26 protein-coding genes and 2 pseudogenes are annotated in these 26,750 nt (G+C 69.4%); 9 read left to right on the forward strand and 19 right to left on the reverse strand.

Going from position 1 to position 26,750, the window contains the following annotated elements:
- Positions 1–1,221 (reverse strand): ATP-binding protein (locus DMH12_RS22325; protein WP_260474288.1); only part of this gene is annotated, 1,221 nt, incomplete at its 3' end.
- Positions 1,222–1,752: 531 nt separating this feature from the next.
- The gene (locus DMH12_RS22330; protein WP_260474290.1) at positions 1,753–3,210 is read right to left on the reverse strand and encodes a hypothetical protein; all 1,458 of its coding nucleotides are present in this window, start codon (positions 3,208–3,210) and stop codon (positions 1,753–1,755) included.
- A 442-nt stretch (positions 3,211–3,652) separates the two neighbouring features.
- Between DMH12_RS22330 and DMH12_RS22335 the strand changes: the two genes are divergently transcribed.
- Positions 3,653–4,930: a hypothetical protein gene (locus DMH12_RS22335; protein WP_125493275.1), complete on the forward strand. Its 1,278-nt coding sequence runs from the start codon at positions 3,653–3,655 to the stop codon at positions 4,928–4,930.
- A gap of 45 nt (positions 4,931–4,975) precedes the next feature.
- Here DMH12_RS22335 and DMH12_RS22340 read toward each other — a convergent pair whose 3' ends face one another.
- From DMH12_RS22340 to DMH12_RS22365, 6 genes and pseudogenes are all read right to left on the reverse strand, one after another.
- A complete protein-coding gene (locus DMH12_RS22340; protein ID WP_312023965.1) occupies positions 4,976–5,329 on the reverse strand; it encodes a hypothetical protein in 354 nt (117 codons plus the stop codon).
- A 182-nt stretch (positions 5,330–5,511) separates the two neighbouring features.
- Positions 5,512–5,721, reverse strand: a pseudogene (locus DMH12_RS39880) (helix-turn-helix domain-containing protein); the annotation flags it as partial.
- Positions 5,699–6,193: a DUF6879 family protein gene (locus tag DMH12_RS22350; RefSeq protein WP_125493276.1), complete on the reverse strand. Its 495-nt coding sequence runs from the start codon at positions 6,191–6,193 to the stop codon at positions 5,699–5,701. The pseudogene DMH12_RS39880 and the gene DMH12_RS22350, both read right to left, overlap by 23 nt.
- A gap of 8 nt (positions 6,194–6,201) precedes the next feature.
- A pseudogene (locus DMH12_RS39885) lies at positions 6,202–6,411 on the reverse strand (hypothetical protein); the annotation flags it as partial.
- A 105-nt stretch (positions 6,412–6,516) separates the two neighbouring features.
- Entirely contained in the window at positions 6,517–6,720 is a 204-nt protein-coding gene (locus DMH12_RS22360; RefSeq protein WP_125493277.1) for a DUF397 domain-containing protein, read from the reverse strand.
- The gene (locus DMH12_RS22365) at positions 6,721–7,566 is read right to left on the reverse strand and encodes a helix-turn-helix transcriptional regulator (protein WP_125493278.1); all 846 of its coding nucleotides are present in this window, start codon (positions 7,564–7,566) and stop codon (positions 6,721–6,723) included.
- A gap of 219 nt (positions 7,567–7,785) precedes the next feature.
- On the opposite strand from DMH12_RS22365, the gene DMH12_RS22370 reads away from it, so the two are divergent.
- Positions 7,786–8,415, forward strand: a complete 630-nt coding sequence (locus DMH12_RS22370) for an ATP-binding protein (protein ID WP_125493279.1) — start codon at positions 7,786–7,788, stop codon at positions 8,413–8,415.
- On the opposite strand, the gene DMH12_RS22375 is transcribed toward DMH12_RS22370, so the two are convergent.
- Complete coding sequence (locus DMH12_RS22375) at positions 8,412–9,164, reverse strand: HNH endonuclease (protein WP_125493280.1); 753 nt, start codon at positions 9,162–9,164, stop codon at positions 8,412–8,414. The two genes, DMH12_RS22370 and DMH12_RS22375, sit on opposite strands and share 4 nt — an antisense overlap.
- A gap of 164 nt (positions 9,165–9,328) precedes the next feature.
- On the opposite strand from DMH12_RS22375, the gene DMH12_RS22380 reads away from it, so the two are divergent.
- The gene (locus tag DMH12_RS22380) at positions 9,329–10,549 is read left to right on the forward strand and encodes a DNA cytosine methyltransferase (RefSeq protein WP_125493281.1); all 1,221 of its coding nucleotides are present in this window, start codon (positions 9,329–9,331) and stop codon (positions 10,547–10,549) included.
- On the opposite strand, the gene DMH12_RS22385 is transcribed toward DMH12_RS22380, so the two are convergent.
- From DMH12_RS22385 to DMH12_RS22400, 4 genes are all read right to left on the reverse strand, one after another.
- Complete coding sequence (locus DMH12_RS22385) at positions 10,546–10,998, reverse strand: very short patch repair endonuclease (protein ID WP_260474304.1); 453 nt, start codon at positions 10,996–10,998, stop codon at positions 10,546–10,548. The two genes, DMH12_RS22380 and DMH12_RS22385, sit on opposite strands and share 4 nt — an antisense overlap.
- Positions 10,999–11,056: 58 nt before the next feature.
- Positions 11,057–12,058 (reverse strand): NaeI family type II restriction endonuclease, encoded by a 1,002-nt coding sequence (locus tag DMH12_RS22390; protein ID WP_125493282.1) that lies wholly within the window; start codon positions 12,056–12,058, stop codon positions 11,057–11,059.
- Between the two features lie 93 nt (positions 12,059–12,151).
- Positions 12,152–15,127, reverse strand: a complete 2,976-nt coding sequence (locus DMH12_RS22395) for a Z1 domain-containing protein (RefSeq protein WP_125493283.1) — start codon at positions 15,125–15,127, stop codon at positions 12,152–12,154.
- Positions 15,128–15,179: 52 nt separating this feature from the next.
- The gene (locus DMH12_RS22400; RefSeq protein ID WP_125493284.1) at positions 15,180–16,733 is read right to left on the reverse strand and encodes an ATP-binding protein; all 1,554 of its coding nucleotides are present in this window, start codon (positions 16,731–16,733) and stop codon (positions 15,180–15,182) included.
- Between the two features lie 218 nt (positions 16,734–16,951).
- On the opposite strand from DMH12_RS22400, the gene DMH12_RS22405 reads away from it, so the two are divergent.
- A complete protein-coding gene (locus tag DMH12_RS22405; protein ID WP_125493285.1) occupies positions 16,952–17,263 on the forward strand; it encodes a hypothetical protein in 312 nt (103 codons plus the stop codon).
- A 120-nt stretch (positions 17,264–17,383) separates the two neighbouring features.
- Here DMH12_RS22405 and DMH12_RS22410 read toward each other — a convergent pair whose 3' ends face one another.
- The 3 genes from DMH12_RS22410 to DMH12_RS22420 form a co-directional block, all read right to left on the reverse strand.
- Positions 17,384–17,824 (reverse strand): SRPBCC domain-containing protein, encoded by a 441-nt coding sequence (locus DMH12_RS22410; protein WP_125493286.1) that lies wholly within the window; start codon positions 17,822–17,824, stop codon positions 17,384–17,386.
- A gap of 100 nt (positions 17,825–17,924) precedes the next feature.
- Positions 17,925–18,962, reverse strand: a complete 1,038-nt coding sequence (locus DMH12_RS22415) for an SEC-C domain-containing protein (protein WP_125493287.1) — start codon at positions 18,960–18,962, stop codon at positions 17,925–17,927.
- 101 nt (positions 18,963–19,063) lie between these two features.
- Positions 19,064–20,467: an MFS transporter gene (locus tag DMH12_RS22420; protein WP_125493288.1), complete on the reverse strand. Its 1,404-nt coding sequence runs from the start codon at positions 20,465–20,467 to the stop codon at positions 19,064–19,066.
- Between the two features lie 174 nt (positions 20,468–20,641).
- Between DMH12_RS22420 and DMH12_RS22425 the strand changes: the two genes are divergently transcribed.
- From DMH12_RS22425 to DMH12_RS22440, 4 genes are all read left to right on the forward strand, one after another.
- Positions 20,642–21,190: a helix-turn-helix domain-containing protein gene (locus DMH12_RS22425; protein WP_185832470.1), complete on the forward strand. Its 549-nt coding sequence runs from the start codon at positions 20,642–20,644 to the stop codon at positions 21,188–21,190.
- An 87-nt stretch (positions 21,191–21,277) separates the two neighbouring features.
- The gene (locus DMH12_RS22430) at positions 21,278–21,589 is read left to right on the forward strand and encodes a DUF6412 domain-containing protein (protein ID WP_125493290.1); all 312 of its coding nucleotides are present in this window, start codon (positions 21,278–21,280) and stop codon (positions 21,587–21,589) included.
- A 131-nt stretch (positions 21,590–21,720) separates the two neighbouring features.
- On the forward strand, positions 21,721–22,440 hold the full coding sequence (locus DMH12_RS22435; RefSeq protein WP_125493291.1) for a YidC/Oxa1 family membrane protein insertase: 720 nt from the start codon (positions 21,721–21,723) through the stop codon (positions 22,438–22,440).
- Positions 22,441–22,602: 162 nt separating this feature from the next.
- A complete protein-coding gene (locus DMH12_RS22440; protein WP_125493292.1) occupies positions 22,603–23,460 on the forward strand; it encodes a fumarylacetoacetate hydrolase family protein in 858 nt (285 codons plus the stop codon).
- A 126-nt stretch (positions 23,461–23,586) separates the two neighbouring features.
- On the opposite strand, the gene DMH12_RS22445 is transcribed toward DMH12_RS22440, so the two are convergent.
- From DMH12_RS22445 to DMH12_RS22455, 3 genes are all read right to left on the reverse strand, one after another.
- Entirely contained in the window at positions 23,587–24,459 is an 873-nt protein-coding gene (locus tag DMH12_RS22445; RefSeq protein ID WP_125493293.1) for an LLM class F420-dependent oxidoreductase, read from the reverse strand.
- 111 nt (positions 24,460–24,570) lie between these two features.
- The gene (locus DMH12_RS22450) at positions 24,571–25,056 is read right to left on the reverse strand and encodes a heme-degrading domain-containing protein (protein WP_125493294.1); all 486 of its coding nucleotides are present in this window, start codon (positions 25,054–25,056) and stop codon (positions 24,571–24,573) included.
- Positions 25,053–26,144 (reverse strand): Gfo/Idh/MocA family oxidoreductase, encoded by a 1,092-nt coding sequence (locus tag DMH12_RS22455; protein WP_125493295.1) that lies wholly within the window; start codon positions 26,142–26,144, stop codon positions 25,053–25,055. Before DMH12_RS22455 ends, DMH12_RS22450 begins: the two co-directional genes overlap by 4 nt.
- A 110-nt stretch (positions 26,145–26,254) precedes the next feature.
- On the opposite strand from DMH12_RS22455, the gene DMH12_RS22460 reads away from it, so the two are divergent.
- A partial coding sequence (locus DMH12_RS22460) for a winged helix-turn-helix transcriptional regulator (protein WP_260474305.1) occupies positions 26,255–26,750 on the forward strand: 496 nt, incomplete at its 3' end.

A 26,750-nucleotide genomic window follows, 5' to 3' on the forward strand; every position in this document is an offset into this window, starting at 1 on the left:
CCCGGCGACGGCGGCCGAGGGGGCGGCGGTCGCGGCGACCGGCTGAGCCGTCCCCGTGGCGGACCCCGTCGCCGTTCCCGCCACAGCCGCGGCGGCGGTCCCCGCCCCGCTCCCCGCCGACGCCGCGGGATCGACGAGCAGGTTCTTGGGCAGGACGACCATGGCCCGGGTCCCCTGGTAGATGTTCGGCGCGGTCAGCTCGACGCGGAAGCCGTAGTTCTCCGCGAGCAGGGACGCCACGCGCAGCCCGGTCTGGGGGTGGGCGCCGAGCCGGGTGATGTCGTCGCGCTGCTCGCCGGACATCACGTTTCCGGCCCACAGCAGCCGCTCGTCGTCCATGCGCAGCCCGGCGTCGTCCACGATCAGGAAGCAGGCGTGGTGCCCCTGTTCGAGCGAGACGTGGACACTGGCGGCGGGCGGGGAGTAGCGCAGCGCGTTGTCCAGCAGGACGGCGAGCGCGTGCACGACCGCCTCCACCGCGCGCCCCTCGACGACCACGGACCCCATCTCGGGGTGCTTGATCCGCTCGTACCCCTCGATCCGGCCCATCGCCGCGCGCGTGATGTCGGTCAGCGAGGTGGCGGGCCAGCGCCGGGACAGCTTGTCCCCGGCGAGTACGGAGTACCCCGACGCGGTGAGCAGCATCTGCTGGGCGAGGTGGTCGATCTCCACCAGCGTCGCGTACGCCTCGTCCGAGATGTGCCGCCGTACGCCCTGGCTGACGGCCCGGCCGAGCCGCGCCGACCGCGCCACGACGTTGTTGGCGAAGCCGCGCACGGCGGCCCGGGCCACGCCGACGGACTCGTGCCGCACCTGCGCGACGTGCCGCTCGGTGTCCTGCCGCACCCGCTCGGCGGCCTGGGCCGCGGCATGGGCGGCTGCCGCCCGCTCCTGCCCCCGTACGTCCGCCACGGCCGAGGCCACCGCCCCGGGAACGGCACGCAGCCGCTCGGCGAGCGGGGTCCCGTCGAGCGGCGCCGGCACGTGGAGCCCGCCCCCGTCGGGCCCTTCACCGCCCTTGGCCACCGCGGGGACGACGGTGGCCGCGAGGTGTCCCACGCACTGCTCCGCCGCGACGAGTTGCAGGGTGAGCCGGTCGGCGTGCTCGCGCAGTTGCTCGGCCCGGCGCCGGGCCTCGTCGCGTTTGCGCCGGAAGTACCACGCGGCCCCGACTCCGGCCACCGCCAGCAACGCGGCGGCGCTCACTATCAGTTCAGTCATCAGGTCCTCACGGATGGGAAGCCGTCGGTGGGGGTGGGCCGAGACCGGCGGACGGCGGCGCGAAGGCGCGGAGCGCGAGGCGTGGGACGACGCACCGCCACGCCCGTGGCACGGCCGGCGGTCGTCAACAGGCCGAAGAGAACCGGTGCTGTCTCCCGGGACCACCGCGCGCCGAGGAGCCGGCGATCCGTGGGACGGTGAGGGCGACGCACGACATGGGTCTCCAAGCAACACACGAGGCCTGTACGAGCTGGGGGGTGACGACGGCGCGGACCCGAGGCACCCCGGACCGCGAGGGCCCCGACCCACCTCGAACTCCCGTACCCACGACCGTCGTTCGACGTACGGGAAGGGACCCTACCGCTTGTGCTCACGCCTCGTGCCGGCCTCGTGACCACGAACTGGGGCCGCCGGGGGATTGGGGCGAAAAATGCGCGGATGGCAGCCGACTCCATGTGGCTGAAAAGGGGTTCGCCTTGCCGGATAGCACCCTGGTATATGCCGGACGCAGGGCGGTCCCCCCGCCGTGTGTCACCCCGACGCCAGCTGCTCCGCGATCTCCTTGATCCAGCCGGCCGTCTTGGACGGGGCGTTGAGGCTCGCCACCCACGCCTCCTCGTCGAGCTTGTGGTCGACGGGGCCCGACTTGAGCGCGATGAGCAGGGACATGCCGGACTGCCGCATCTCCTCGGTCGTACCGCCGCTCCCGGCGATGTCGGGCCCCGCGGCGAGGGCGTAGATCTCCCGCGCCATGGCCGCCCGCTCGCCCTTGGACACCTTCTTCCAGAACTTCAGGGCGTGCTGGAGCGACTCCTTGCGGGACGCCGCCTCGGCAGGGGTCTCGCCCTCCTTCGCCCAGACCTCCGGGTGGCGGACCTCTTCGTAGCGCTTCGTGGCGGCGCGGAGGGCCTTGTAGAGGGTGACGCCGAGGACGAGTCCGGCGCCGGCTCCGGCGAGGCCCCAGCCGACCGGATTGGAGGCGAGCCCGGCCGTCCCCGCCGCGACCGCGGTCACGACTCCGGCGGCGGCCTTGGTGGACTCACCCATCGCGCCGCCGATCGTCTCCTTGCCGATCTTGGTGAGCTGCTTCTTCTTGGCGTACCCCTGGACCGTGCTGAGCCTCTCCACGTTCTTCTCGGCCTGCTGGAGGGTCTCGGCGGCGTCACGGGCCTCGCCCATCGCCTCCCAGGCGGCGTCGACGGCCTCGCCGATCAGCTCCAGCCGTCCCTCGCCCTCCTGCTTCCAGTAGGCGTCCAACGCGACGTACGCCTCCGCTGCGGCCCAGTTGGCGTGCTCCCGGGACTCGTTCAGCCGGGCCAGGGACTCGGCGTGGACGAGATGCGGATCGCCCAGCTCCTTCACCCGCTTGTACTTGCGGGCCGCACCGCCGACCCGGAACAGGGACCGGACGCTCTTCATCCCGGCGACAGCGGCGCTGGCGACACCGCTCGCCTCGGAGGCGACGGCGGCGTCGGCCGCCTTCTGGATCTTCGTCACCTCTTTGGCGATGGCCGCGCTGTAGGCCCCCGAACCGGCGGCACCGACGACCGCGTCGGTCCCCTTGGTCTTGGCCCTCTTGTTCGCGGTGTGGTGCTCGGCCCCGTCCCCGGCCTTCTTGGCGTCTTTCATACTCTTGTACGCGTCCATGCCGCTGACCACGGTCCCGGCGGCCTCGGTGAGGAGGTTCCCCGACGCGGCGGAGGTCCCCGAGGCGGCGGCGGAGTGCTTGAGCCCCTCGTTGGCCGAGACGGCGGCCTGCTGGGTGAAGCCGGCGTTGGTGGGCGTCTGGACGCCCTTGATCCAGGTGTCGATGGGTTCGAGGTTCTTCTTGAACCGGTCGAGCAGCCCGGCGATCCGGTCCCGGTAGTCCTTCCGCGTCTTCGCCCCGCCGCCCCCGGCACCGGCCGCCTCCGGCGCCTTGCCCTTGTCCGCGCCCCGGGCCCGCTGCACGGCCGCGGTGGCCGCTCGATTACCGGCGCGGGACTGCATCTCGAGGAGGGAGAGCTCCGTCGAGCTGGCGGACGTACCCCCGGTTCGGCTCCCCTCCCGACGCTGCCGGTCCGGCGTCGGAACGGCTACGGACCGCTGTTTCGAGGTGCGGTGGACAGGGGTGCTCATGGACATACCTCTCCTGCGGCCGGACCGGGCCACGCGAAGGTAGCCGGGTGTGGCGAACGGCAGGGGTGCGGCGGAGAAACACTTCGCGGACGGTGCGGAACGAGCTTCCTGTGGTCGGCCGCCTTCTTCGCCGTGGGCGGACTGATCGCGGCCCGGCTTTCCGGTCCCGCTGTCCTGCCCCCATGCAAGGGCCAGGGGCGGAATAGGCCCCTCCGTGATCATTTGTGGCTAGTTCGGGTCTCACACCACCGCCCTGTGTGGCCGCTACATTCACCCCGACCGGACCCACGCGAGCAGGGGGGAACAGGCAACGATGCGCTCCACAGGACCCGTCAGTCGCCTCGGCAGATCACTCATGGCGGTGACCGCCACGGCGGCCGCTGGGGCGGTCACCGTCATGAGTCTTGGCGTTTCACCGGCTGCCGCGGCACCCACCGACATGGCGGCGCCCCGGCCCGGCGACAGCTGTACGGCGGCCGACCTGGGCACACGCCACCCGTACATCAAGACCACCGAAGTGTCCCCGACGATCACCCACTTCAAGGGCTGGTACGTCACCGAGGGCACCACCGGCCAGCAGACCGTCAGTACCGACACCACGACGGTCATCGCGGTCTCCGTCGGCCTCAACGACACGATCGAGACCAGTTTCGCCGTCGAGGCGCTCAGCAACGTCAAGGCGACGGTCGGCCTGGACGTGAAGCTCGAGTACACCTCCACCAGCAAGGAGTCGAACTCGGTCACCTGGAACTTGACCCAGCCGGGCTACTACGGCTTCTACAAGGGCACCAAGAAGGTCACCGGAACGTACGGCAGCCTCAACTGCAACCGCGCCCAACAGGACGACGGCAGCTGGACGTTGGAGTGGACCGAAGGCCCCGGTGATGGCAGCTTCACCACCTTCACCACCCTTGAGGAAGGCGCGGTGCGCTGCCAGGACAGCGTGCCCGCCGACAGCATCATGGCCAGGGCACAAGCCCTCCTCGACTGCGGCTCGGCCGCCGCGAAGGCCGACCACCCGGCGGGCGCGGTGGCGCAGACGGCGCAGCAGAAGCCGGCCCGCCCCGCGCCGCACCCGGCCCCCACCAGCGGCACCTCCACCGAACAGCCCAGGGCCACCGGTCACAGCGCGCGGGCCGCCCTCGACTGCTCGGCTGAGGCGTACAAGATCGCCGTACCCGGCAAGCCCCTGTCCTGGGGTGCGCCGCTCCTGGCGGACGACGGTGTCCGGCTGCGGCCCTCGACGATCTTCAGCGCCCACCTGGACAACTGGCGCCTGTGCAATGTGAGCGAGCGCAACGGGGTCATCGAGGCGTCCCTGTGGAACTGGGGCAACGGCGGCTGCGCGACCATCCCTGAGCAGAACGCGGCCACCGAACGAGCGGTACTGATGACGGTCCCCTGTGCGGAGGACGACCTCCAGCGGTTCTACATATACCGCGACGTACCCGGCAGCTCGAAGATCGGTGTGCAGAACAAGTACACCGGTTCCATGATGGGCTACGACCGGTACGCGGACGGGGAGTTCATACGCCAGTACTCCAGCGGCAGGCAGGACGGTACGGGCACGTTCGACCTGACCGGGGTCTGACGGACCGCCCCTCGCGAGGGGCCCCGCACGCGGCTGCCCGGGCGACTAGCCCACGGGCAGCCGCAACCGGGGGAGGCCCGCATGCAGCAGCCGCTGTCCGTCGCCGTTCACCCGGAGGGTGAACGTCTCCGGTCCGGGCCGTCCCGCTGCGTCGAAGGCGTCGATAAAGTCTTCGATCCGGCTCCACAACTTCAGCGGGCCGCCTTCCCGGACACTCCAGGCCCCACCGTCGGGAGTGAGCGTGGCGACGGACCCGGAGACCACGTCGATGAGGTGCGGCACCCCGTCGAGGGTGACCAGGTGCGCGTCCGGTACGACACCCTGGGCGAGGAACCGCAAGTGGAAGGCCTCCTCGGTCGCGGCCGTGATCCGCTCCGAAACGGTCCGGGTATGAGCCACGCCGAGTACGCCCGGAAGTGGCGAGTCCGCTCCCACAAGGGAATGACCGATTCCTGGGCGCGACGCAGTCCGGAGCGCTCCATACGCCGCCACTCGAAGTAAGCCCCGTCTCTGTTGCGAGCTGTGGCGATCAGGTCGGCCGTCTGGTCGGCCGCGGCGCAGTGCAGCGTGTACATACGCAGATCGTCGTCGAAGGGTGGCGTACGTCCGTTCTCGATGCGGCTGCACTTGCTCTCGTGCCAGCCCGCCCTGGAGGCAAGCTCCCGCGCGGTGAGACCGGAGTCCTTCCGGATCTCGCGCAGTCGCTTGCCCAAGGTCTCCCTGGCCTGCTGGATGACGAGGACACGGAGTGTGGCGGGGCGGTCGTTGTCAGGCCGGCTGGTACTCCTCATGGGGGACTGCTCGCTCCCAGACTGCGGAGAATGCGGAGGAGCAGAGGCCGACGACGGTCTGGTCTGTCACTAGTTCCTCGCCCGTCATGCTCCCATCTCCGGCGAAGTGGTTGAACAGGACGGCGCTGCCGTCGAAGAGCCAGAAGTCGTTCCCCGGCAGTGCTAGGTCCGAAGCTTGCCCGCGGGGCAGCCAGCGGACGTCTTCACCGGCCTTGACGTTGTGCCCGCTGGTCAGCTCGTACTCGTAGCGGGTGTAGGTGGACCGCGGCTCGGAGACGAGGCGGGCGCGTTGCACGGCCACGCCGCGAGCCACCGTCGAGGAGACGAGCTCGATCCACCAGGGCCAGCGCTCCGCCGGGTCGAAACAGTGGCCCTCCGACCACTCGCGGTAGTCCGCATCGAGGCCGTAGGCATCGCGCATCTCCAGGTGATAGGCGCTGTGCCGGGCTGAGCGGAGGAGCTCCTCAAACATCGGCGCGGCCCCCCGCCTATCTCCGGGAAGAACCGCATCATGCGCCTGGGGAACTCGATCACCGTTTTGTGCCCCGGGATGTCCAGCTGAGCCAGGCGCTCAGCATCTGTGACTCGCCAGCCCTGCAGGATGTAGTTCCCGCTTTTGTCGTCCAGGTACACCGTCGGAGAGCCGTTGTTGGGACTCTCCGGGTCCTTGCCCAGGCGGTGCAGCGCCATGATGCCCTCAGGCGGCGTTCATGTGTGTCGAGATGACCAGGCTTGCGCGGTCGAAGCTCGGTGTGCCAGCTACTTGCACGAACTTCTACGAGCCCAGCCTTGGGTTCACAAGCCCCGGTACATCGCGCCGATGAAGTGACGCCAGGCAACGGTGCCTACGGAGAGGACAGGGCCGTCCGGGCTCTTTGAGTCGCGTATCAGGGTTCGAGCCAGTGCGTAGGCGCACTCGACGCACTCGGTGGCGTTGCCACCGCTGTATGACGACTTGAACCACACGGGGGCGGAGGCAGCCTGGAGAGCGAGGGACATTCACAGCTCCTTGCGGACGCGGTGGATCAGGGCGGACGAAGCTTCCATGTCCAACGCTTGTGCGCGCAGGTACTCGAACGCAAGCCGGTAGCGCTCCAGTTCTTCGTCCTTCTCCAGGAAGAGGGACCCGGTGTGGAAGTCGACGTACACGACGTCGAGCGCCGGCTCAACGCCGCCAATCATGACGAAACTTCCGAGGGCCGCGGCATGGGCGCCCTTCGCGAAGGGGAGCACCTGGAGCCTGGTGTGAGGCGAGTCGTTCGCCGCGAGCAGCCGGTCCAGCTGCTCCTTCATCGTCTGCGGTGACCCGACAACGCGACGGATGACGGACTCGTCGATGATCGCCCAGAGGCGTAGTGGCTTCGGACGGGTGAGGATCTCCTGCCGTTTCATGCGGATGTCCACGAGCCGTTCGATCTCATCCGGTGACAAGGGAACTTCGTTGGCCCGCTGAAGAGCGGTGCTGTACGCGCGCGTCTGGAGGAGACCGGGGACGTAGACGCAGGAGAAGTGGTTCTCGCGTACCGCTTCGTCCTCGAGGGTGAGCAGCAGGTTCATGCTCTCCGGGATGGAGTCGGCGAACGAGTTCCACCAGCCCTGCTGCTTGGCGTCCTTGGCCAGCCGCACGACAGCCTCACGCTCGGCGTCCGACGCTCCGTACTCGCGGCACAGTGCGTCGACGACGATCCACTTCACCGGGCCAGCCTGCGTCTCGTACCGACTGACCGTTGCCTTCGATACGCCTACCAGCCGTCCGGCTTCTTCCAGCGTCATACCCGCATGAGCACGCAACTTGCGGAGCGTCGCCCCCAGTTGGCGGCGGCGTGTGGTGGTCCTCGCGGGCATGTGACTCCTCTGCGCAGAACCCCCGGCGCCTGCTCGGGGGCGTGAACAGGCTAGGCATCGCCGCTGGCGGCCCACTACGGGATTCACTCGATAGATATTGATGAGAAGTTACATGGCGAGACTTCTCTGTGCCATTCTCTCCTCACAGAGCGCTACGCATTGCAGCCGTGAGAGCACGGTGGGTTCAGCATGGGCGTGGCGCGGCATGGAGGAGTGCGTATGCCCGGTACTGACGCCGCAAGGTGCGAACGCCGCTGCGTTCTGCCCTTTGAAGCCCTGCCGTCAGAGGTGCGTCTGCTTCGGAGAGCCGTCGTTGTCCAACTCGGCCAGTGGGGCATCCCGGTGGCTTGTGAGGAGGCGGAACTTGTTGTCACGGAACTGGCGACGAACGTCATCAAGCACGTGGGTGAAGGCGCGTCGGCGACTCTGGTCCTTGAGTTGAAGGGCAGGCGGCTACGCGTGGAGGTGCACGACAAGAGCCGATCGCTGCCCGCTCTGCGAGCCGCCGACTGTGACGAGGAGTGTGGCCGTGGACTGCACATGCTTGCTGCCATGGCGCTGGACTGGGGGGCCGTCCGCACCGGTGTCGGCAAGGCGGTGTGGTGCGAGATCAGGCCGGGCTCCGAGATGGTGTGCCGCCGAGTCGAGCGTGCCGTGGCGGCGCTGGAGAGCTATCAGACCGACAGCGGCACGGCTCGGGAGGGGCGCCTACGGGAAGCGGCTTTCGAGGAGTCGGTGATCGAGCTTATCGCCGACCTGCTGCACTGGACGTCGGAGCGCGGGCGGGACCCGGATGATGTGCTGGACCTGGCTCAGAGGCACTTCGAAGCCGAGAGGGAAGCTGCCTAGTGTCCGTCCGTCTTGTTGCTCGGCCTGCACATCAGCTCCCGAAGGTCAGCCGGCGTGCGCCAGGATTCTCCGGGGCGGGCCCTGTGGCACATGCGGTGGCAGTTTGCGCACAGGCACGCGAGGTCATCCAACCGGGTCTCGACTGCTCCGGAGACGTGAAGGGGGGTGAGGTGATGGACTTCGATGTACTCCTCGCCCAGTTCGCCGTACGTGTCAGAGAAGCTGAACGCACAGACTTCGCACCGGAGCGGTTTGCCCTGACGTTGAACGTGCTTGATCTTCTGAGCCCGGAGCCGGGGGTTCCGTTCGCGGGCCAGGGCCCGTCGGACGAGAAGGCGTCCTTCAATGGCAGATGTGCCTGTGTCATCGACCTCGTCGGATTGTGCGGGAAGCAGGTGCAGCTCGCCCGACCCGATGCCTTCCTCAATGGCTTGCGCGGCCTGGAGCATGTCGGCTTCCCGTGCGATGAAGGCCTGGATCATGAGCTGCGTGAGCCTGCCGCAGCGGGTCGCTTTGCCGGTGTATCCCGGGTGGTTTGTCATGAAATCCGTCGTTTTGCGGCTCACGCTGTCCACGGATCTGAAGGACGGCAGCGTGCGCGCCTCAGGTTCGTGCAGCGGCAGCGAACGGAGCAGTTCCGACAACTTCTGGACCTCAAGATCCCCTGTACGCAGTTCACGCCAGCCGTTCCGCGCCACGAGGGCTCCGGCCAGCACGAGTTCGTCCTCGGTCCAGGCAGGTATCCGCATGTGGAATATCGTATGTGTGTTCGTTGTGGCGTGAGGTGTGTCCGGCGAACCGTGAGACGTGCTGCAAAATTGGTCAGGTCTCGTTGTTGTCAGTGGGGTCTGTCACCCTCAGTGATGGTGGACTGCAAGGTGTGTCTGCCGCTGCACGACTGTAAGGAGGGGGCATGACCCGCACAACTGAACCGAAGCCCGCGACGGAGGAGCGAAGGGAACCCGCCTTCACGTCGATCGAGATCTGCGCAGGCGCCGGAGGACAGGCCATCGGGCTCCACCAGGCCGGATTCGGCCACCTCGCACTGGTGGAGATCGACAAGTACGCGGTTGAGACCCTGCGCCTCAACATCGAAGACCATGAAGTGTGGGCCTGGGAGCGAGAGAACTGCGACGTCCTGTCGGCCGACGTCACTAAGTTCGAGCCGCACCAGGACCTGCACAAGGGTGCCGACCTGCTGGCACAGAACGGGCTGGATCTCCTGGCTGGCGGCGTGCCCTGCCCGCCTTTCTCTCACGCGGGCAAGCAACTGGGGAAGCTCGACGAACGTGATCTGTTCCCCCGCATGCTGCAACTGGTCGAGGAGCTGAAGCCTCGGGCAGTGATGATCGAGAACGTTCGCGGGATCATGGATCCGAAGTTCTCGGACTACCGCGACTGGATCAGGGCGCGGCTTGAGGGCGGCACGTACCGGGCGGACGACGGGCAGACGGTCCGTGAGGACGGCCTCGGGTACACCGTCTGCAGGTGGGACGTTCTGGAAGCGAGTGACTTCGGCGTCCCCCAGCTCCGTCCGCGTGCGATCCTCGTCGCGTTCCGGGATGACGTTATCGAGGATCTCAAGTATGAGTGGCCCGCGCCCACGCACGAGGATCCGGTCAGTGTCGCAGTAAGCCTGGAGCCGTCCATGCGAGAGCGGTACGGGCGGTACTTCAACGGCGTGCATGGGGAACGCGCCCGCCAGGGGTTCGACCGATGGCTCAAGAAGGCTCTGGAACGCGACGCCGAACTCAAAGGAAAGGGCGGAGGCGTCGCTCCCACGCTCGTCGGCGGGTCGAAGAAGCATGGCGGCGCAGACCTCGGGCCCAGCCGTGCCAAGGCGGCCTGGAAGCAGCTCGGGATCTCCGGCATGGGAGTCGCCAACGACATCGAGGCCTGCGAAAAGAAGGCCAGCGAAGAACGTGACCTGTTCGGTGCCGACGGCCCGATGCTCACGGTTCGGCAGGCTGCTGTCATCCAGGGCTTCCCGCCGGAATGGGACTTCTCAGGCGGGAAGACCGCGCAGTACCGCCAGGTGGGGAACGCCTTCCCGCCGCCAGTAGCCCGAGCTGTCGGCAAGTCGATCATCGAAGTACTCAAAGCAGCCCGAGAGCGGGATGCGCAGACTGACTAACTGCTCGGCGGATCCTTCCGTTCGGCGTGGCGGCGCCTTTCCACCTCTGCAGCAATGCGGGCGGCGCACTCGTCCGACGGTTCGTGTTCCCAGAACCGGAGCACCGTCCAGCCCTCCGCCGTGAGGCGCTGGTCGGTGTCACGATCACGAGCTACGTTCCGCGCGACCTTGTCTGACCAGTAGCCAGAGTTGGTTTTCGGCGGCACATAGTGTTCAGGGCAGCCGTGCCAGTAGCAGCCGTCGATGAAGACAGCCACCTTCGCCGGACGGAAGACCATGTCAGCCGTCCGGCGAAGCTTGGGGAGCGGTCTCGCGGCCACCCGATAGCGCAGGCCCTGCGCGTGAACCAGTTGTCTGATCAGGCGTTCAGGTGTGGTGTCCCGGCTGCGGATCGCCTGCATGTTGCGCCGTCGCGCGGCTGAGGAAGCCCAGGAACCGACGGGGGGCACCCAGGCTGCAGTGCCGACGGGCTTGCCTGCCTGCGTGCCCCTGTCGCTGTCTGCCTGGTCAGGCTTCTTCTTCACCAGTGACCTTCGGTAGGAGTGGCGCTGTTATCACCGGGTCCTCCGGCCCCGCAAGGACCCAGCGGCGCCCGTCCAGTTCAACAGATGGGCGGTCGCCATGGTGAGGCATGGCCTCAGCTACCCGAAAGCTTACAAACTCCCCCCGCTGGGGAACTTCTGCCCCGATGCGGCATGCAATATCCCGGTGCTTGCTGTAAGGGCCAGCAATGACGATGCCCTCCTCGCGGAGCACTGTGCGAGCCCGTCCCTTGCCTTCCCGTAGGCGTGCCATGTAATCCAGCTGCTTCGCGGCGGTCCGTATGGCACCCCGCCCGATACGGCGGTTCTGCACCCTTCGGAACAATTCGATGACTCGCTGCTGTCCCTTGCGGGGTCCCTCAAGGAGAATTTGCTTGCGTGTGGCATCGCCGAGATGGAGGAGTACGTTCTCTGGGAGTGCTTCCTCATGCCAGAGCCAGTGCACCTTGTCCATGCGGTACTTTGCCTTCAACGTAAGCTTCTTGTCGCGGTTGCTCCCCGTATTTAGCCATTCTTCGCGCACTCGGAAGATGCCGGCGCTCCACTTGCTTTTGAGATCGTCTGCCCACACCAGAAGGCAGAGATGCCCCATGGCCTCAGGCGGGACCATCCATCCGCCGAAATCCTGAGAAAATTTGCAGTCCACGTCCACGCCGAGAATCTTGTAGTCCATCGGGTGCTGGCCGTGTGAACCTACGTCTGCACCGTCGTCGAACTTGAACTCACGCTGCAAGTTGATCTCGACAAGAGTGCCGGCATGGGTCTTTTCCGTTTTGAAGAGCTGCTCCCAGGCGTATCGGCCGGTCGTCTCGCCGTTCAGCAATTGGTCAATCGTGTCGCGCAGGACCGCGGCGAATCTCTTTCCGTCAGGGTCGAGGGAAAGGATGTGATCAGCGACCTTCCTCACGTCTGAATCCTGTGCGATCAGGGTCGCTTGAACGTTGGCGTTTTCGTCGAAGGGAAGCAATTCCAGCCCTAAAATGGTGAGTCGGCGTGGGAAGCGCGCACGGCGAAAGGTCCTCAGTGCAACGCCTGCTGCAGAGCAGCAGGCGTCCTGCGTTCACGAGGACTGGGGCACCGGCACGGTGGCCTCGTTGATGAAGCGTGAGTCCTTGGCCCGGAAGCGCACCAGGCGGCGGTCTGCGTTAGTGGCTGACTTGGGCGGGATCAGGGTGAAGGCCATGACGACCTTGGACGGGTCGGCGGCGCCGTTACGCACGGCTGCCCGGACGCTTTCGACGCTGCCCCCCTCCACGACCGGGTAGACCAGCGCGACGCCGGTTCTCGGCCCGACCTCCCGGCCTGACCCGGCAGCGGCCTCGTCGATGAGCCGTTGTGCCGCGGTGCGGTGCTCGACACTGGCGATACGGCCGAAGGAGCTTTTGCCGGCCTGGATACTCCGTCGGACGAGGGACAGCGGGGCCGAGCCGAGGACGCTGGCTTCGATGCGACTGTCCGAGGCGAGCCGGGGCGAGACGAGAAGCCAGTCATCGACTTTGGCGAGGGTGCCGTCGAGCTGGCGGAGGTACGTCAGGTGCGGGTCGAAGTACTGTGGCCGTTCCCACTCGAGCTGTGTCAGCACCCCCACCAGGTCACCATGCGGCACGGTGGCTGTGAGCGCGGTGAATGTGCGGGTGAGTGCGCTCGAGGAATCCGGAGGATTGCTGAAAGACAGTGGCGTGCTCAGCGCGTGCAGCAGCGGCCGCCAGCGCTCGGTGTTGCGCTTGTTGGTGGCGCTGTTGAGAGGGTAGGCGGCGGGCTCGATGGGCCGGCCCGGCGACCGGATCTCCACGAGTTCCGCGTTGAACATCTTGTTCCGCGCCGAGGGCTTCAGCCATGGCAGGTGCTGGGCGACCAGAGGCGGGATCTGAACCGGCGTGACCTGAGGCTCTCCGTCCACCGTGGCGGAGTACTGGGCCAGCTGCTCCCGGAAGCTCTCCTCGTCGCGACAGACGGCTTCATACGCCTCGTAGAGGTCGACGCACTTGCCGCGGCCAAACGGCTCTTCACGGCCGATGTACAGCCGGACCAGGTCCCGGTATCCGGGACGGAAACCGAACCACCGCCCCATTTGCATGAGTGTGTCCGCCTGCTGAGTGGTCCGGCGGTAGTAGGTGACGGTGAGCCCCTCGACGGTGAAGCCGCGGGACAGTTTCGTGCCGCCCACCAGGATCTTCCAGACGTTCGGCGTCCGGTCGAAGTCCAGGTCGAGCTGGGCGAAGTAGCGGTCGGTGTCCCCGTTTACGACTATGACAGGATTGCCTCCGCTGCCAATGCGCTGGCGCGCGGCGTGGACATATGGACGCAGTTCGGCGTACGAGGATGGTGCGGGCAGACGGCTTGCACGTGCTGCTGTCACTGGCGCGAAATCCGTCTCCCACAGTGCGGCAAGACGTTCGTGTCCTGCCGTGGAGCTGTAGCCCGCCTGATGCCACAGAGAGCTGATACGCAGCGCCAGGTCAGCGTGATCGTCCTGACGTACTGATTCATGGGCGAGCATGGTGTGGTGCCGGAAGGCTGCGTCGGGTACGCCGTGGTCTGCCCGGTAGAGCTTCAGGGCGCCAGACAGGACGAAGGCGTCCATGGCCTCCTGCAGTCTGTCATCCGCGGAGTCGTAGATGCCCCGTACGTGCGCCTTCTCCTGGGAGTTGGCGTAGGTGCGCTCTGCCGTTGGGACAGGTGAGTTCAGATCGTGGAAGTCCTGAACGCCCATGTACCCGGCCGGGCGTGGCAGTGAGATCAGGAAGTCGCTGGGGAAGATGTCCATATCGTCACCGGGATCGACGAAGACGTTGGCGAACGGTGTCGCGGTGTACCCCACGTACTGGGCTCGCGGCAGCAGTCCCAGAAGCTTGGATATCAAGCCGTTGATGGCCGTGCGCTCCGTGCTCCCGCGTTCCCACTTCTTCGGGTCCGAAGTGTTCACTGAAGCCTGATCGGACTCATCGTCGATGATGAGAGCCGGAAGCTCTCCCAGGATCCCGTGGATCTGCTTGAGGTCTTTGACAAGCTTGGTGAGGACGGACTTGTTCTTCTTCACGACAAGAACGCGCGCCGCTGCGTGATGGATGTTCGTCGGATCGTGCAACGGGCGGGCGGGGAAGCGCTTTTCAAACTCAAGTGCCCGGATGCCCTGGGCAAGGCTCTTGTAGTCGTTCTCCCGTGTCGTCAGCCGCTCGATGTCGAACGCGCCCAGGGTGGACGGACGGCCACCATGGCGCACGAAATCCTGCCAGCCTTCGTCATCACCCACGTAGTCCACGCCCACCAGAGAGTCCACGTCTGCGACGTCCGCGCCGCGCAGGATGTTCTCCTGGCCGATCAGCTCCATGTCCAGTCTGCGCTGGGTCTGGGCGCGGAGTAGGTTGAGGGTTCCCCCCAGAATGATCACGAGACGGTACCCGGCGTCGATGGCCTTGGCAGCCACTCCGGTGAAGTTTGCTGTCTTTCCAGACTGGACGTAACCGACGACCAGACCCTTCGCCTGCCTGGCAGATTCCTGTTCAGGATCAGTGAGACGTTCGACGACTGAGCGGCTCGCCTGGTCGAGACTGGCGATAGCAGCTTCGGACCATCCCTTGTCGCGGAGTTTCTGCTCGTAGGAGGTCCAGTAGAAAGCCCGGGCCGCTGCACGTTCAGGGGTGTACCACGGGGTGAACTCCCGCGTGATGACGGTCTCGCCCGGGATCCTGGCCACCGGGACAGCTTCGTCCAGGGCCTTGCGCAGTTCGTTTCCGAGTTGGAGGCGTTCGTACACCACGACGCGCCGTTCCTCGGTACGGGCGGCGGAGCCTTCACCCCATGAGGGACCCTCCGCGAAATCCCAGGCAGTGAGGTGGCGGGACCACAGCGCGATCAGGTTTTCGTTGCCGCTGATGAGAAGCGACCGGAAGAGGTCCTCCCCGAGGTCTGCGTCCGGCTGACGGTCCTCTGCGGCGAGTTCTGCCCACCTCTGGAAGGGCCGCGGCAGGATGCTCATACCCGCCAGGGCGTCGGCGTGGATATCAAGGAGCATGCCAGGGGGAGTGTTGGTCATGGTTCGTTCCTGGGGTCAGGGGCCAGAGCGGTGCGGGCGAGAGCGGACCGGGTCAGTCGGCAGCCTGTGTCCGGCGGTCTTGCTGTACCCGCACGGAGGCCAGGAGGATGGTGTTCCAGTAGTCCACTCGGTCCTGGCGGCTCCGCTCCCAGCGGCCGAGGCCGAAGCAGTCCTCCAGCAGCAGGTAGAGCAAGGCCTTCGTGACGGGTGCGTCGTTGCTTCCTCCGCGCCTCCCATCGTTGAAGTCACCACGGAAGGCCTTGTTAAGGAGTACGGAGTTGTTCTCGCGGTCCAGGTCGAAGAACTTGTCCGGCGGCAGCATCGCCCATGTGAAAGCGATCGGTTCTTCACCCGGCTTCTCCGGAAGTTCCTCTTTGATGACCCGCTTGATCTTCGGGTCCATCCCCTTCCCTGGAGGAGTCACTGGCCGCCGGACGATCTCAGTGCGCTTCGCCCCGTCGCGGTAGGCGGCTTCCGCGTCACTGAGATATCCCCGGAAAGTCCCGCCGGACGCATCGAGAGCATCCTCGACTCCGAGCGTGAAGGCGGGCGTGACAGTGACACTCTCCTTCTTCACGTCAAGACTCAGCACGCTGCTCTCGTGACCCGGAAGGTCGACTGCCACGCGGGCCAGCGCCAGGTGCCCCTCAGGGTTGCGGAGACCGTTCCAGCCGCCAGCCTGGACGAGCCGGTTATTCCGGTAGAAGTAGAACCCCTGCCGGTCCGTCAGGGAACCGATCTGCCGGAACCCAGCCTGCTTCGATTTGGCCGGCCAGATGTGCGCCGTCAGCTGTACGTCTCCCAGACCCTCTACGGGGGCTGTGAACGTCCGGGGATAGCGGGCCTTCCCAGGCACCTTGTAGCCGAAGGGGTCCAGTGCCTCGACGGCTATGTGGTCCACCTCCTCACCGAGGAGGCTCTCACCGCTGCTCACATCCCATACGGCGATGTCGAGCTTGAGGCCATCCTGGAGAAAGCGGTGCAGGTAGAGACCGAGGTGGGTTTCCAGGCGGGCAATCGCCTTCGACAGGAACTGGTCGCTCTGACCAGGCGTCACGGTCTCGAACACCCGGACCTGGTCCCAGCGCACAATCGTGCCGTGCCACTCGATGACGCCGTCGTACCGGTCTATGAGTTCCTGGGCGTAGCGAGGGTCGACGGTGTCACAGCGGAAGCTGTCCTGAATGCCCTCCGCGGTGAGGCGGCGCCCCGCGGCGCGACTGCGCTTGGTGCGGCTGACCACAGTGAGCGACGCCGCATGAGAGAGCGAAGCAGCCTTGAGGCCTGTGCCGTACATACCAAGGGCGCTCTCGCCGTACTCGCGGCGTCGGCCCACTGTCATGGCGGTGTCCAGGCCGGCATCGTCCATGCCACCGCCGTTGTCGATGACCAGCAGAGTCAGGATCCGCTTGGTGTCACGCAGGAAATGCACGACGATCTTGTCGGCGCCAGCGTCGATCGAGTTGTCGATCAGGTCGGCGACTGCAACCTCGAAGCCGTAGCCCTGGTTGGTCAAAGCCTTGCCGTAGCCGGCGTCCGGGGGCAGATGGGTGCTGCCGGTCGTCGGGACCTCGTACTGCCAGACGGTGCCGGGCTCGTAGGGCATGGCGCTTCCTCTGTACACAGGTCTGGGCCTGCTCAACGAGTGACGGGCCCTCCGGATCGGTGGTTCATGTGACGGTACTGCAAAGGTCGGACATAGAGGCAGTTGAACTGTGGAGAAGGGGGGTTCGTCCGAAATCCACCAGCCGATGGTCCGGCTGACGACGGCCTCAACGGGCCGAATCCGTCCCACTGCACGGGCCTTGCTGAGACCCTCGTCCCGTGGACGCAGGGACAGCAGCGGTTCTGGGTGCCGGAGTCGGTGTGGTGGGGACTGCGCTGGCGGCGGCCATCGCCGGGATAGCGGGGCAGCGGCAGGTGCGGGAAGGTCCGGAGAAACTGGCGCGGATGGCTGGTGAGTTGACCAAGTCCCTGTCCGCCTGTGTCGCGGCGATCGAGGCGAGGATCGTGGGGCGGGAAGTCGGCGACGCGCTGGAGGCCAATGATTCGTATCGCATCCGGCGCTTCCTCAATCACGCGTCGAAGAAGCGGGAGCAGTTCGTGAGCCATGCTCGTGAGGCCATCGACGTGTGATCCGCCCTGTCGGAGGTGCCGCCCTGCAATGGAGTGAGGCGTGAACCCTTCACTGCGAAGTGCTCACGCCTCGCGACGCCGGGGCGGCCCTGGCCAGCGGGCGCGGTCGGAGAGGGACGGTCAGCCCTTCGCCCCGTCCGCCAGAAACCCCGTCAACCCGTCCAGCAGCATGTTGCTCCCCTGCTCCGCGCCGTCCCGTTCCTCCTTCGTGTCGCAGGTCTGGTGGAGGGTGATGACCGTGTTGCGGGGGCCCTGTTCTGTGAGTTCGACGGTCATCGTCGCCGGGTCCGGGCGGCCCGGGACGTCCATGCCGATGGTCAGGGCGCAGTGCTCGGCGACCTCGATGTAGGAACCGGTCAACGGGAACTCCGCGCCCTCCGGCGTGCGCATCGTGGCCTTCCAGGCGCCGCCGGGGCGGACGTCCATCTCCACGGTGCCGGGGACGGCGTAGGCCCACTGGGCGTACTGGTCGGGGGTGGTCCAGGCCCGCCAGACCTGGGCCGCGGGGGCGTCCAGGGTGCGGGTCAGGGTGTAGGAGAAGCCGTTCTGCTCGGTGCTCATGTCGTGTCTCCCAGGTCTGCTCGGGTTCCGGCGCCCCGCCCCGCGGTGTGCGGCTCTCGGCGAGGCTCTCGCACCTGTAGACACCCGGCGGTCCCGAATCTCATCGGCCCCCGGCGACGTCCTGCCCGTGGCACTCCCCGTACGCCCGCCCCGACCCGCACCAGCAATCCGCCCCCCGCTGCGGCGGCCACGCGACCGCCAGCCCCCGGGCCGCCAGTGTCGTCGCGTACTGCGGGAGCAGGGACGGGTCGGTCGGGGACGCGCTCTCCGACGCCGCGAAGGCCTCGTAGGAGGGGACCGTGCCCGGGACCACGCCCAGGTTCGGGGTGCCGGACGAGGCCAGTTCGCGCAGGGCCGCCTCTATCGTCGCCAGGTGCTCCTCGTAGGAGGGGTACTCGGCGGCCAGGGCCGGGTACGCCTCCAGAAGTTCCGTCAGTTCGCCGGCCGGCCAGTGCAGCATCGCCACCGGGAAGGGGCGGGACAGGGCCTCGCGGTAGGCGCCCAGCTCGGCGCGGAGACGGGAGATCTCCGCCTCCAGGTCCGCCGGGTCGTCCGAGCCCAGGGACCAGACCCGCTTCGGGTCGTGCAGCTCGTCCAGGGAGACCGGCATCGTGTGGAGGGTGTCGGCCAAGGCGTCCCACTCGTCGTGGGGCAGGCCCAGCATCCTGCGGACGCGGTGGCGGCCGTAGAGGAGCGGGTGGGTCGGGTACGGGGGCTCCGCGCCGTCCGCCAGGAGCAGGCGGGCGCCCTCCGTGAGCGTCTCGTGCGCCGCCTCCAGCTCGTCGTGGGACTCCAGGGCCTCGGCCACGATCACCCAGGCCGCCGGGTCGCGCGGTGCCGCCGCGCGGACCCCGTCGATGATCGCCCTGGCCTCCGCCTCGTGGTCGTACTCCCAGAGGTTCGACGCCTTCAGGGCGCGGACCAGGGACGGGTTCTCCAGCTCGGGGGAGCCGGGGGCGGAGGACAGCAGGCGGTCGTAGAGCGTGGTCGCGGCGGGGCGGTCGCCGGACAGCTCCAGGTGGGCCGCGGCGCGCAGCAACAGGGCCTCCGCGTCCTCGGGGTAGAGGCCGGCGGTCCGCTCCAGGCGGGCCGCTTCGGCGGCGTGGTCGACGTTCTCGGCGGGCGTGTCGGGGCGCATGGGGGACACCGTACTGCCGGGAGGTGACGAAGGTCAGGCACCCGGGTGGCGGACACCGGCGGCGCACGGGCGGGCCACCGGGCGGTTCGGCCGCCGCCGGGTCAGTCCCGCTCCCGAAGGGCCCCGACCAGCACCCCGGCCGCCACCGCCAGCCCGGCCGACACCCACAGCGCCGTGTCCGCGCCCCGGCCCAGGCCGCCCGCCGACGTCACGATCGCGATCGTCAGGGCCACCCCGGCGCACGAGCCGATGTAGCGGAACGTCTGCTGCGCGCCCGAGCCCATCGCCGCCCGCCCGACCGGCACCGACTCCACCGCGAGCAGCGGCAGCGCGGCGTTCACCAGGCCGCTGCCCACGCCCGCCACCACCAGGCCGGGCAGGAGCCGGTGCCAGGAGCCCGCGTCCACCGCGCCCAGCATCGACAGGGCGCCGCCCGCGTGCAGGGCGAAGCCGGCGGCCAGTTGCAGGCGCGGGGAGACGCGGTGGGCGATGCGGCGGGCCTGGAGGGACACCACGAAGGACGGGCCGGACCAGACCAGGAAGAGCCAGGCCGTGTCCAGCGCGGACAGGCCGAGCGCCTGTTGCAGCAGCGCCGGCAGGAAGCTGAACAGGCCGATCATCGCGAGGCCCGTGAACAGCCCGCCCGCGGACGACGCCAGGAAGCGCGGGCGGCGCAGCAGCGACAGGTCGATCATCGGGGTGGCCGCCCGGCGCTCCAGTACGGCGAAGAGGGCGCCCAGCAGTACGGCGGCCGCCAGCAGCAGCCCGACCGGTGCCCGCAGCCAGCCCTCCCGTCCCAGCGTCAGCGCGGCCACCAGCGCGACCAGCGCCGCCCCGAACGTCACCGCCCCGGCGAGATCCGGCCGGCCACCCCGCGGCGACCGCGACTCCGACAGGGCCCGCGTCCCCAGCCCCGCCACCACCAGGGCGACGGCGCCCAGCACCCCGTACGCCACCCGCCAGTCCGGGATCGCCCCGGCGACGAGCGGGCCGGTCGCGATGCCGCCGCTCACGAAGGCGCCCCACACGCCGGTCGCGCGCAGCCGCCCCGCGGGCGTCGGGAAGGCGTGCACGAGCAGGCCGAGGCTGCTGGCCAGCAGCGCCGCGCTCGACGCGCCCTGCGCTATGCGGGCCAGCGTGAAGAGCCAGGTGGTGGACGCGAACGCGCCCAGCACCGTGGTGATGCCGAGGGCCAGCGTGCCGGAGACGAAGATCCGGCGGCGCCCGTAGTCGTCGGCCAGGCTGCCGGCCACCAGCAGCAGCGCGGCCAGGCCCAGCGGGGTGCCGTTCAGCAGCCAGGCCTGGGCGGAGACCGGGGTGTGCAGGGCGGCGGCCGTCTGGGGGAGCGTGACCATGGGCGCGGTGTACGTCATCAGGGCCACGGCGGTCGCCGCGCTGGTCAGGGCCAGGGTGCGGCCGGGGTGCGGGGGCGGGGAGTCCCGGTCGGTGCCTGGACCCTCCGGGACGACTGCGGTTCGCACGGGATCCGTGCCGGTGTCGGTCATGGCTGCCCGCCCTCTCGATTCGATGCGTCGTGGTGCGTGACGCGTGAGGTGTGAGTGTGGGGGTGTGGGGGTGTGGGGGTGTTGGTTCGGTCAATGAACCGACCACGCGGTCAACCTAGCATCATCAGTTCGGTCAATGAACCGACAACGGGGAAAGTGGCTACAGTGGACGGCATGGCACTGGGCAAGGACTACGCGGCACAGGAGTGTTCGATCGCCCGCGCGCTGGAGGTCGTCGGCGAGCGGTGGACGCTGCTGGTGATCCGCGACGCGCTCTACGGCGTCCGGCGCTACAACGACTTCCTCGTCCACCTCGGCATCCCGCGCGCCGTCCTGGCCAACCGCCTCCAGGCGCTCACCGCCGAGGGCATCCTGGAGAAGCGCCGGTACCAGGAGTCGCCGCCCCGGGACGAGTACGTCGTCACCGACCGCGGCATCGCGCTCTGGCCGGCCCTGCGGGCGCTGGGGATCTGGGGGCGCGAGCATCTCGGCGGGGAGCCGCTGCGCACCTTCTGGCACGCCGACTGCGGCACGGAACTCCGTTGGTACGGCGACTGCCCGGCCTGCGGGAAGGTCGTGGCCGTCCGCGACATCCACATGAAGCCGGGCCCCGGACTCGACCCCGACCCGGCCGACCCCGTCAGCCGGGCGCTGCTCGGACCGCGCCGGCTGCTCCAGCCGGTCGAGACCGAGCCGCAGCCGCCGGCGGCCGATCCCGCTTAGCGCCCGCGCCACCTCCTGCACGAGCCAAGTCCTGTATAACTGGGGCAAACGCGCGTACGAGAAGGTTGGGGAGAGGGGGAGCCGCCGATGACCCAGGAACGGGCCGTCCCGCGCCCCCTGCTCGTCCTGCTGCTCGTCCTCCTCCCCGTCGCGCTCGTCGACGTGGGCAGCCTCTCCGCGACCGTCGCGCTCGCCGCGACCGCCGCCGTCGGCTCCGCGCTCGCCGTCTGCGCCGTCATCGCCGCGCGCTGCGTGCCCGCCGTGCCGCCGACCCGGGTGCGTACGGCCATCAGGGACCGGGACCTGCGTACCGCGTTCCTGCCCCAACGCGATCCCGACGCCGCCGGCCGCCGCCGGCCCCGAGCGCCCGGACACGCCCTCCCGGCGACCACCGCGTAGGGCACCCGCTTCACCGAAGCCACGGATTCACCGAGGCCACCGAAGACACGGAAGCCACCCCGCGCGGGGCGTGTCGTCATGCCGCAGTCCCAGTCCCGGCACGACGAGACCCTCGGAGGGCTCACCCACTCATGTCCGTTTTCGCCAGCCTGGTCGAGCACCTCGCCGACCTGCTCCAGCCGCTGTTCGGCGCCTCCGCCGCGGCCGCCGCCATCGTCCTGTTCACCGCCCTCGTACGGCTCCTCGTCCACCCGCTGTCCCGCGCCGCCGCCCGCGGGCAGAAGGCGCGCGCCGAACTCCAGCCGCGGATCGCCGAACTGCGCCGCAGGCACGCGAAGAACCCCGAGCGGCTGCAGAGGGCCGTCCTCGACCTGCACACCGAGGCGAAGGTGTCCCCGCTGTCGGGCTGCCTGCCCAGCCTGTGCCAGATCCCCGCCTTCTTCCTCCTCTACCACCTCTTCTCCAGCACCTCGATCGGCGGCGAGGCCAACGCGCTGCTCTCCCACCGGCTCCTCGCCGCCCCGCTCGGCGGGCGGTGGGCCGACGCGCTCGCCGACGGCGGGCCCTTCGGGGGCGCCGGTCTCGTGTACGCCGCGCTGTTCGCCCTCGTCGCCGGGGTGGCCTTCTTCAGTTACCGGCTGACCAAGCGGACGATGGCCGACCGTCCCCTGCTGCCGGAGGCGGAGGCGGACGGGCAGCGGCTCCCGGGGCTCGGGGCGATCACCGGCGTCATGCCGTTCATGTCCTTCTTCACGCTCGTCACCGTGGCGGTGGTGCCGCTGGCCGCCGCGCTGTACGTCGTCACCAGCACCACGTGGAGCGTCGCGGAGCGGGCCGTCCTGTACCGGTGAGGCTCCGGGGCCGGTGAGGCTACGGTCCAGTACGTGAACCGGGTATTGCGGAGTGGACCCTGACCTTGGAGGATCGACCAACCCTCCGATGGCGTCGCGTCCCTGCCGCACCCAGGCCGCACCTCGTCGGGCGGGCTGCCCGAGACCGAGGAGTTGGGGATCATGAAGCTGTTGCGAGTCGGTACGGCGGGGTCGGAGCGACCCGCGCTGCTCGACGCCGACGGGATCCTGCGTGACCTGTCGGGAGTGGTGACGGACGTCGACGGAGCGCTGCTCGCCGACTCCGCCGCGCTCGACCGGGTACGGTCCGCCGCCGAGGCCGGTGAACTGCCCGCACTGGACGGCGCCGGGCTGCGCGTCGGGCCGCCCGTGGCGCACATCGGCAAGGTCGTGTGCATCGGGCTGAACTACCACGACCACGCCCGCGAGACCGGGGCCGAGCCGCCCGCCGAGCCCGTCGTCTTCTTCAAGGCGGCGGACACGGTGGTCGGGCCGCACGACACCGTGCTCGTGCCGCGCGGCTCCGTCAAGACCGACTGGGAGGTGGAGCTGGCGGTCGTGATCGGGCGTACGGCCCGCTACCTGGAGTCGGCGGAGGAGGGGCTCGCGTGCGTCGCGGGGTACGCGGTCGCGCACGACGTGTCGGAGCGGGAGTTCCAGATCGAGCGCGGCGGCACCTGGGACAAGGGCAAGAACTGCGAGACGTTCAACCCGCTGGGCCCCTGGCTGGTGACCGCCGACGAGGTCCCCGACCCGCAGCGGCTGCCGCTGCGGCTGTGGGTGAACGGCGAGCTGCGGCAGGACGGGACGACGGCGGACCAGATCTTCCCCGTCGGCGAGGTCGTGCGCTACGTCAGCCAGTTCATGGTGCTGCGTCCCGGTGATGTCATCAACACCGGGACGCCGGCGGGGGTGGCGATGGGGCAGCCCGAGCCGAAGCCGTACCTGCGCGCCGGGGACGTCGTCGAGCTGGAGATCGACGGGCTGGGACGGCAGCGGCAGGAGCTGAAGGACGCCTGACGCCCCGCGGGCTCGGACGGGCTCAGGGCGCGATGCCGCCGTACTGGAGCACCCAGTACGGCGGCTCGTGCAGAGTGCCGTTCCACTGCGAGACGATCAGCGTCAGCTCGGGGCACCGATGACCGCTCAGCCCAGCAGCGCGGCAAGCTGCCGCCAGCCCTCCCGGGGAGTCCGCGTCATGTCGTCCTCCACCACCTGGAGAGCCACGTGGTCGGCGCCCGCGTCGAGGAAGGCGTCGATCCGGGCGCGGATCGCGGCCTCGCCGCCCCAGGCGAAGACGGCGTCGATCAGGGCGTCGCTGCCGCCGCCGGCGACGTCGTCTTCGGTGAAGCCCAGGTTGAGGAAGTTCTTCGTGTAGTTCGGCAGCTCCAGGTACCGGGCGAGGTAGGCGCGGGCCGTCGCGCGGGCGCGGGCCGGGTCGGAGTCGAGGACCACCTTGAACTCCGGGGCCAGCAGCGGCCCCTCGCCGAGCCGCTCGCGGGCCTGCGCGGTGTGCTCCGGGGTGACCAGGTACGGGATCGCGCCCGCGGCCCGGTCCCGGGAGAGGTCCAGCATCTTGGGGCCGAGCGCGGCCAGTACCCGGTGACCGGACCGCATTCCGGCCCGGTCCAGGCCGTCGAGGTAGTCGACCATCGTCGAGTACGGGCGGCTGTACTCCTTCACGCGCGGGCCGTGGCTCACCCCGAGGCCGAGCACGAAGCGGCCCGGGTGCGACACCTCCAGCTCGGAGAAGCTCGCCGCCGTCTCGGCCACCTCGTGCTCCCAGATGCTCTGGATGCTGGTGCCGACGACGAGTCGTGAGGTCGCCTCGATCAGCGGGGCGGCGTGCGCGGCGGAGGTGTTGCCGCCCAGCCACAGGGCGCCGTAGCCGAGCTGCTCCAGCTCGGCCGCCGCCTCGGCGCGTTCGGCGGCCCCCGACGGGCCGTCGGCGCGCAGCTGCACGCTCCAGACGCCGTACCGTCCGACCGATTCCCGCAAAGAAGCCTTCGTGTCGCTCATCAGCCGCGATCCCTCCGGGGGCGTTGTGATCGTCATGCGTACACCGCGTGCCAACCGGAGGGGGCGGGTCTTGATTCCCGGATGCCGCCGTGCGGGCGGCGGCCGTACGGGCTACTCGCCCAGGAAGCGCTCCAGGGCCTCCACGACGAGCCGGTGGTCGTCCACCTGCGGCAGCCCCGACACCGTCACCGAGCCGACCACGCCGACGTCGGCCACCGTGACCGGGAAGGAGCCTCCGTGCGCCGCGTACCGGTCGGGGTCGAGCCGGGAGGACTCCTCGAACGTCGTGCCCTTGGCCCGGAACCGGGAGCCGACCAGGTACGACGCCGAGCCGTACCGCTCCACCACCCGGCGCTTGCGCGCGATCCAGGCGTCGTTGTCGGGGGTCGAACCGGGCAGCGCGGCGTGGAAGAGCTGCTGCCCGGCGCGGTGGATGTCGATGGCGACGGGCGCCTGCCGCTCGCGGGCCAGTTCCACCAGCAGGGAGCCCAGCGCCCACGCGTCGTCGTGGGTGAACCGGCGGAAGACCAGGCGGCGTTCCTGCTCCTCCAGCTCCGCCACGGTCGGTACGGGCGTCTCGTTCCGTCCGGCGCTCACAGGGCCACCACCACTCCGTCGCGGGCGGACCGGCGGGCCGCCTCCAGTACGTCCAGGGCGTCGGCCGCCTCCCGGGCGTCCACCGGGTTCGGGCCGCCCTCCAGCAGGGCCTTCGCCACGGCCGCGTAATAGGCCGGGTAGTCACCGGGGACGGTCGGCGCGGCGTCCCCGCCGCCGGTCACCGGGGACTCGCCGGAGCCCAGCCGGCCCCACATCGCCTCGTCCTCCTCGCCCCAGCCGGGGCCGGGGCGGGCGCCCTCGCGCAGCGCCGCCTCCTGCGGGTCCAGCCCGTGCTTGACGTAGCCGGCCTTCGAGCCGAGCACCCGGAAGCGGGGGCCGAGCTGGGCGGCGGTGGAGGAGACGTAGAGGTGGGAGCGGACGCCGCTGGCGTGGGTGAGGGCGATGAACGTGTCGTCGTCCGCCTCCGCGCCCGCGCGCCGGACGACGGACTCGGCGTACACCTGCGCGACCGGGCCGAACAGGACCAGGGCCTGGTCCACGACGTGGCTGCCGAGGTCGTAGAGCAGGCCCCCGATCTCCGCCGGGTCGCCGGACTCGCGCCAGCCGCCCTTGGGCTTCGGCCGCCAGCGCTCGAAGCGCGACTCGAAGCGCCACACGTCGCCCAGGGCGTCCTCGGCGATCAGCTCGCGCAGGGTCAGGAAGTCGTTGTCCCAGCGGCGGTTCTGGAAGACGGAGAGCAGCAGGCCGCGCTCCTCGGCCAGCGCCGCCAGCTCGCGCGCCTCGGCCGCCGTGCCCGCGACCGGCTTGTCCACCACGACCGGCAGACCGGCCTTCAGGGCCGTCGTCGCGAGCGGCACGTGCGTCTTGTTCGGGGACGCGACGACGACGAGGTCCAGCTCGGCGGCCCGGTCGAACAGCTCGTCCGGGCTCGCCACGGTCCGTACGTCCGGGAACTCGGCGCGGGCCTGCCGCTGCCGCTCCGGGTTCGAGGTGACGACGGTGTCCAGGGTCAGGCCCTCGGTGGCGGCGATCAGCGGGGCGTGGAAGACGGAGCCCGCGAGGCCGTAGCCGACGAGGCCGACGCGCAGCGGACCGCCGGGGGCGTGGGCGGGGGGAGTACCAGTCATGCCCCCCACTTTCGCAACGGTGTTGCCAAAGTGCAAGCGCCGGAGACAATGGGGGCGTGAACGGAGCGAACGGCGGAGGTACGGCGGCGGGCGGTGGCCTGGGCGGCGGCATGCGGGGCGGCTCCGGCGGGGCCAACCTGCTCGCCCTGCGCAGCCACAACACCGCCCTCGTCCTGGACCTGCTGCGCGGGGCCGGCCCGGCGGGCATCAGCCGGCTCGAACTCGCCGAGCGGACCGGGCTCACCCCGCAGGCGGTCAGCAAGATCACCGCACGCCTCCGGACGGACGGCCTGGCCGCCGAGGCCGGACGCCGTGCGTCCACGGGCGGCAAGCCGCGGACGGTGCTGCGCCTGGTGCCGGAGGCGGGCCACGCGGTCGGCGTCCACCTGGACCGGGACGAGCTGCGGGCGGTACTGGTCGACCTCGACGGAACGGTGGTGGGGGAGCGGCGTGCGCCGCTGGACCTCGGCGCCGGGGCGGCGGACGTGCTGGAGGCGCTGGCCGGAGCGGCGCGGGAGCTGACCGGGGACACCCTGAGCCCGCCGGAGGGCACCCTCGCCGGCGGCAGCACCGTCACGACTTTTTCACCCCACTACACGGCCCGCA

The sequence above is a fragment of the Streptomyces sp. WAC 04229 genome (genome assembly GCF_003947455.1).
Classification (GTDB): domain Bacteria; phylum Actinomycetota; class Actinomycetes; order Streptomycetales; family Streptomycetaceae; genus Streptomyces.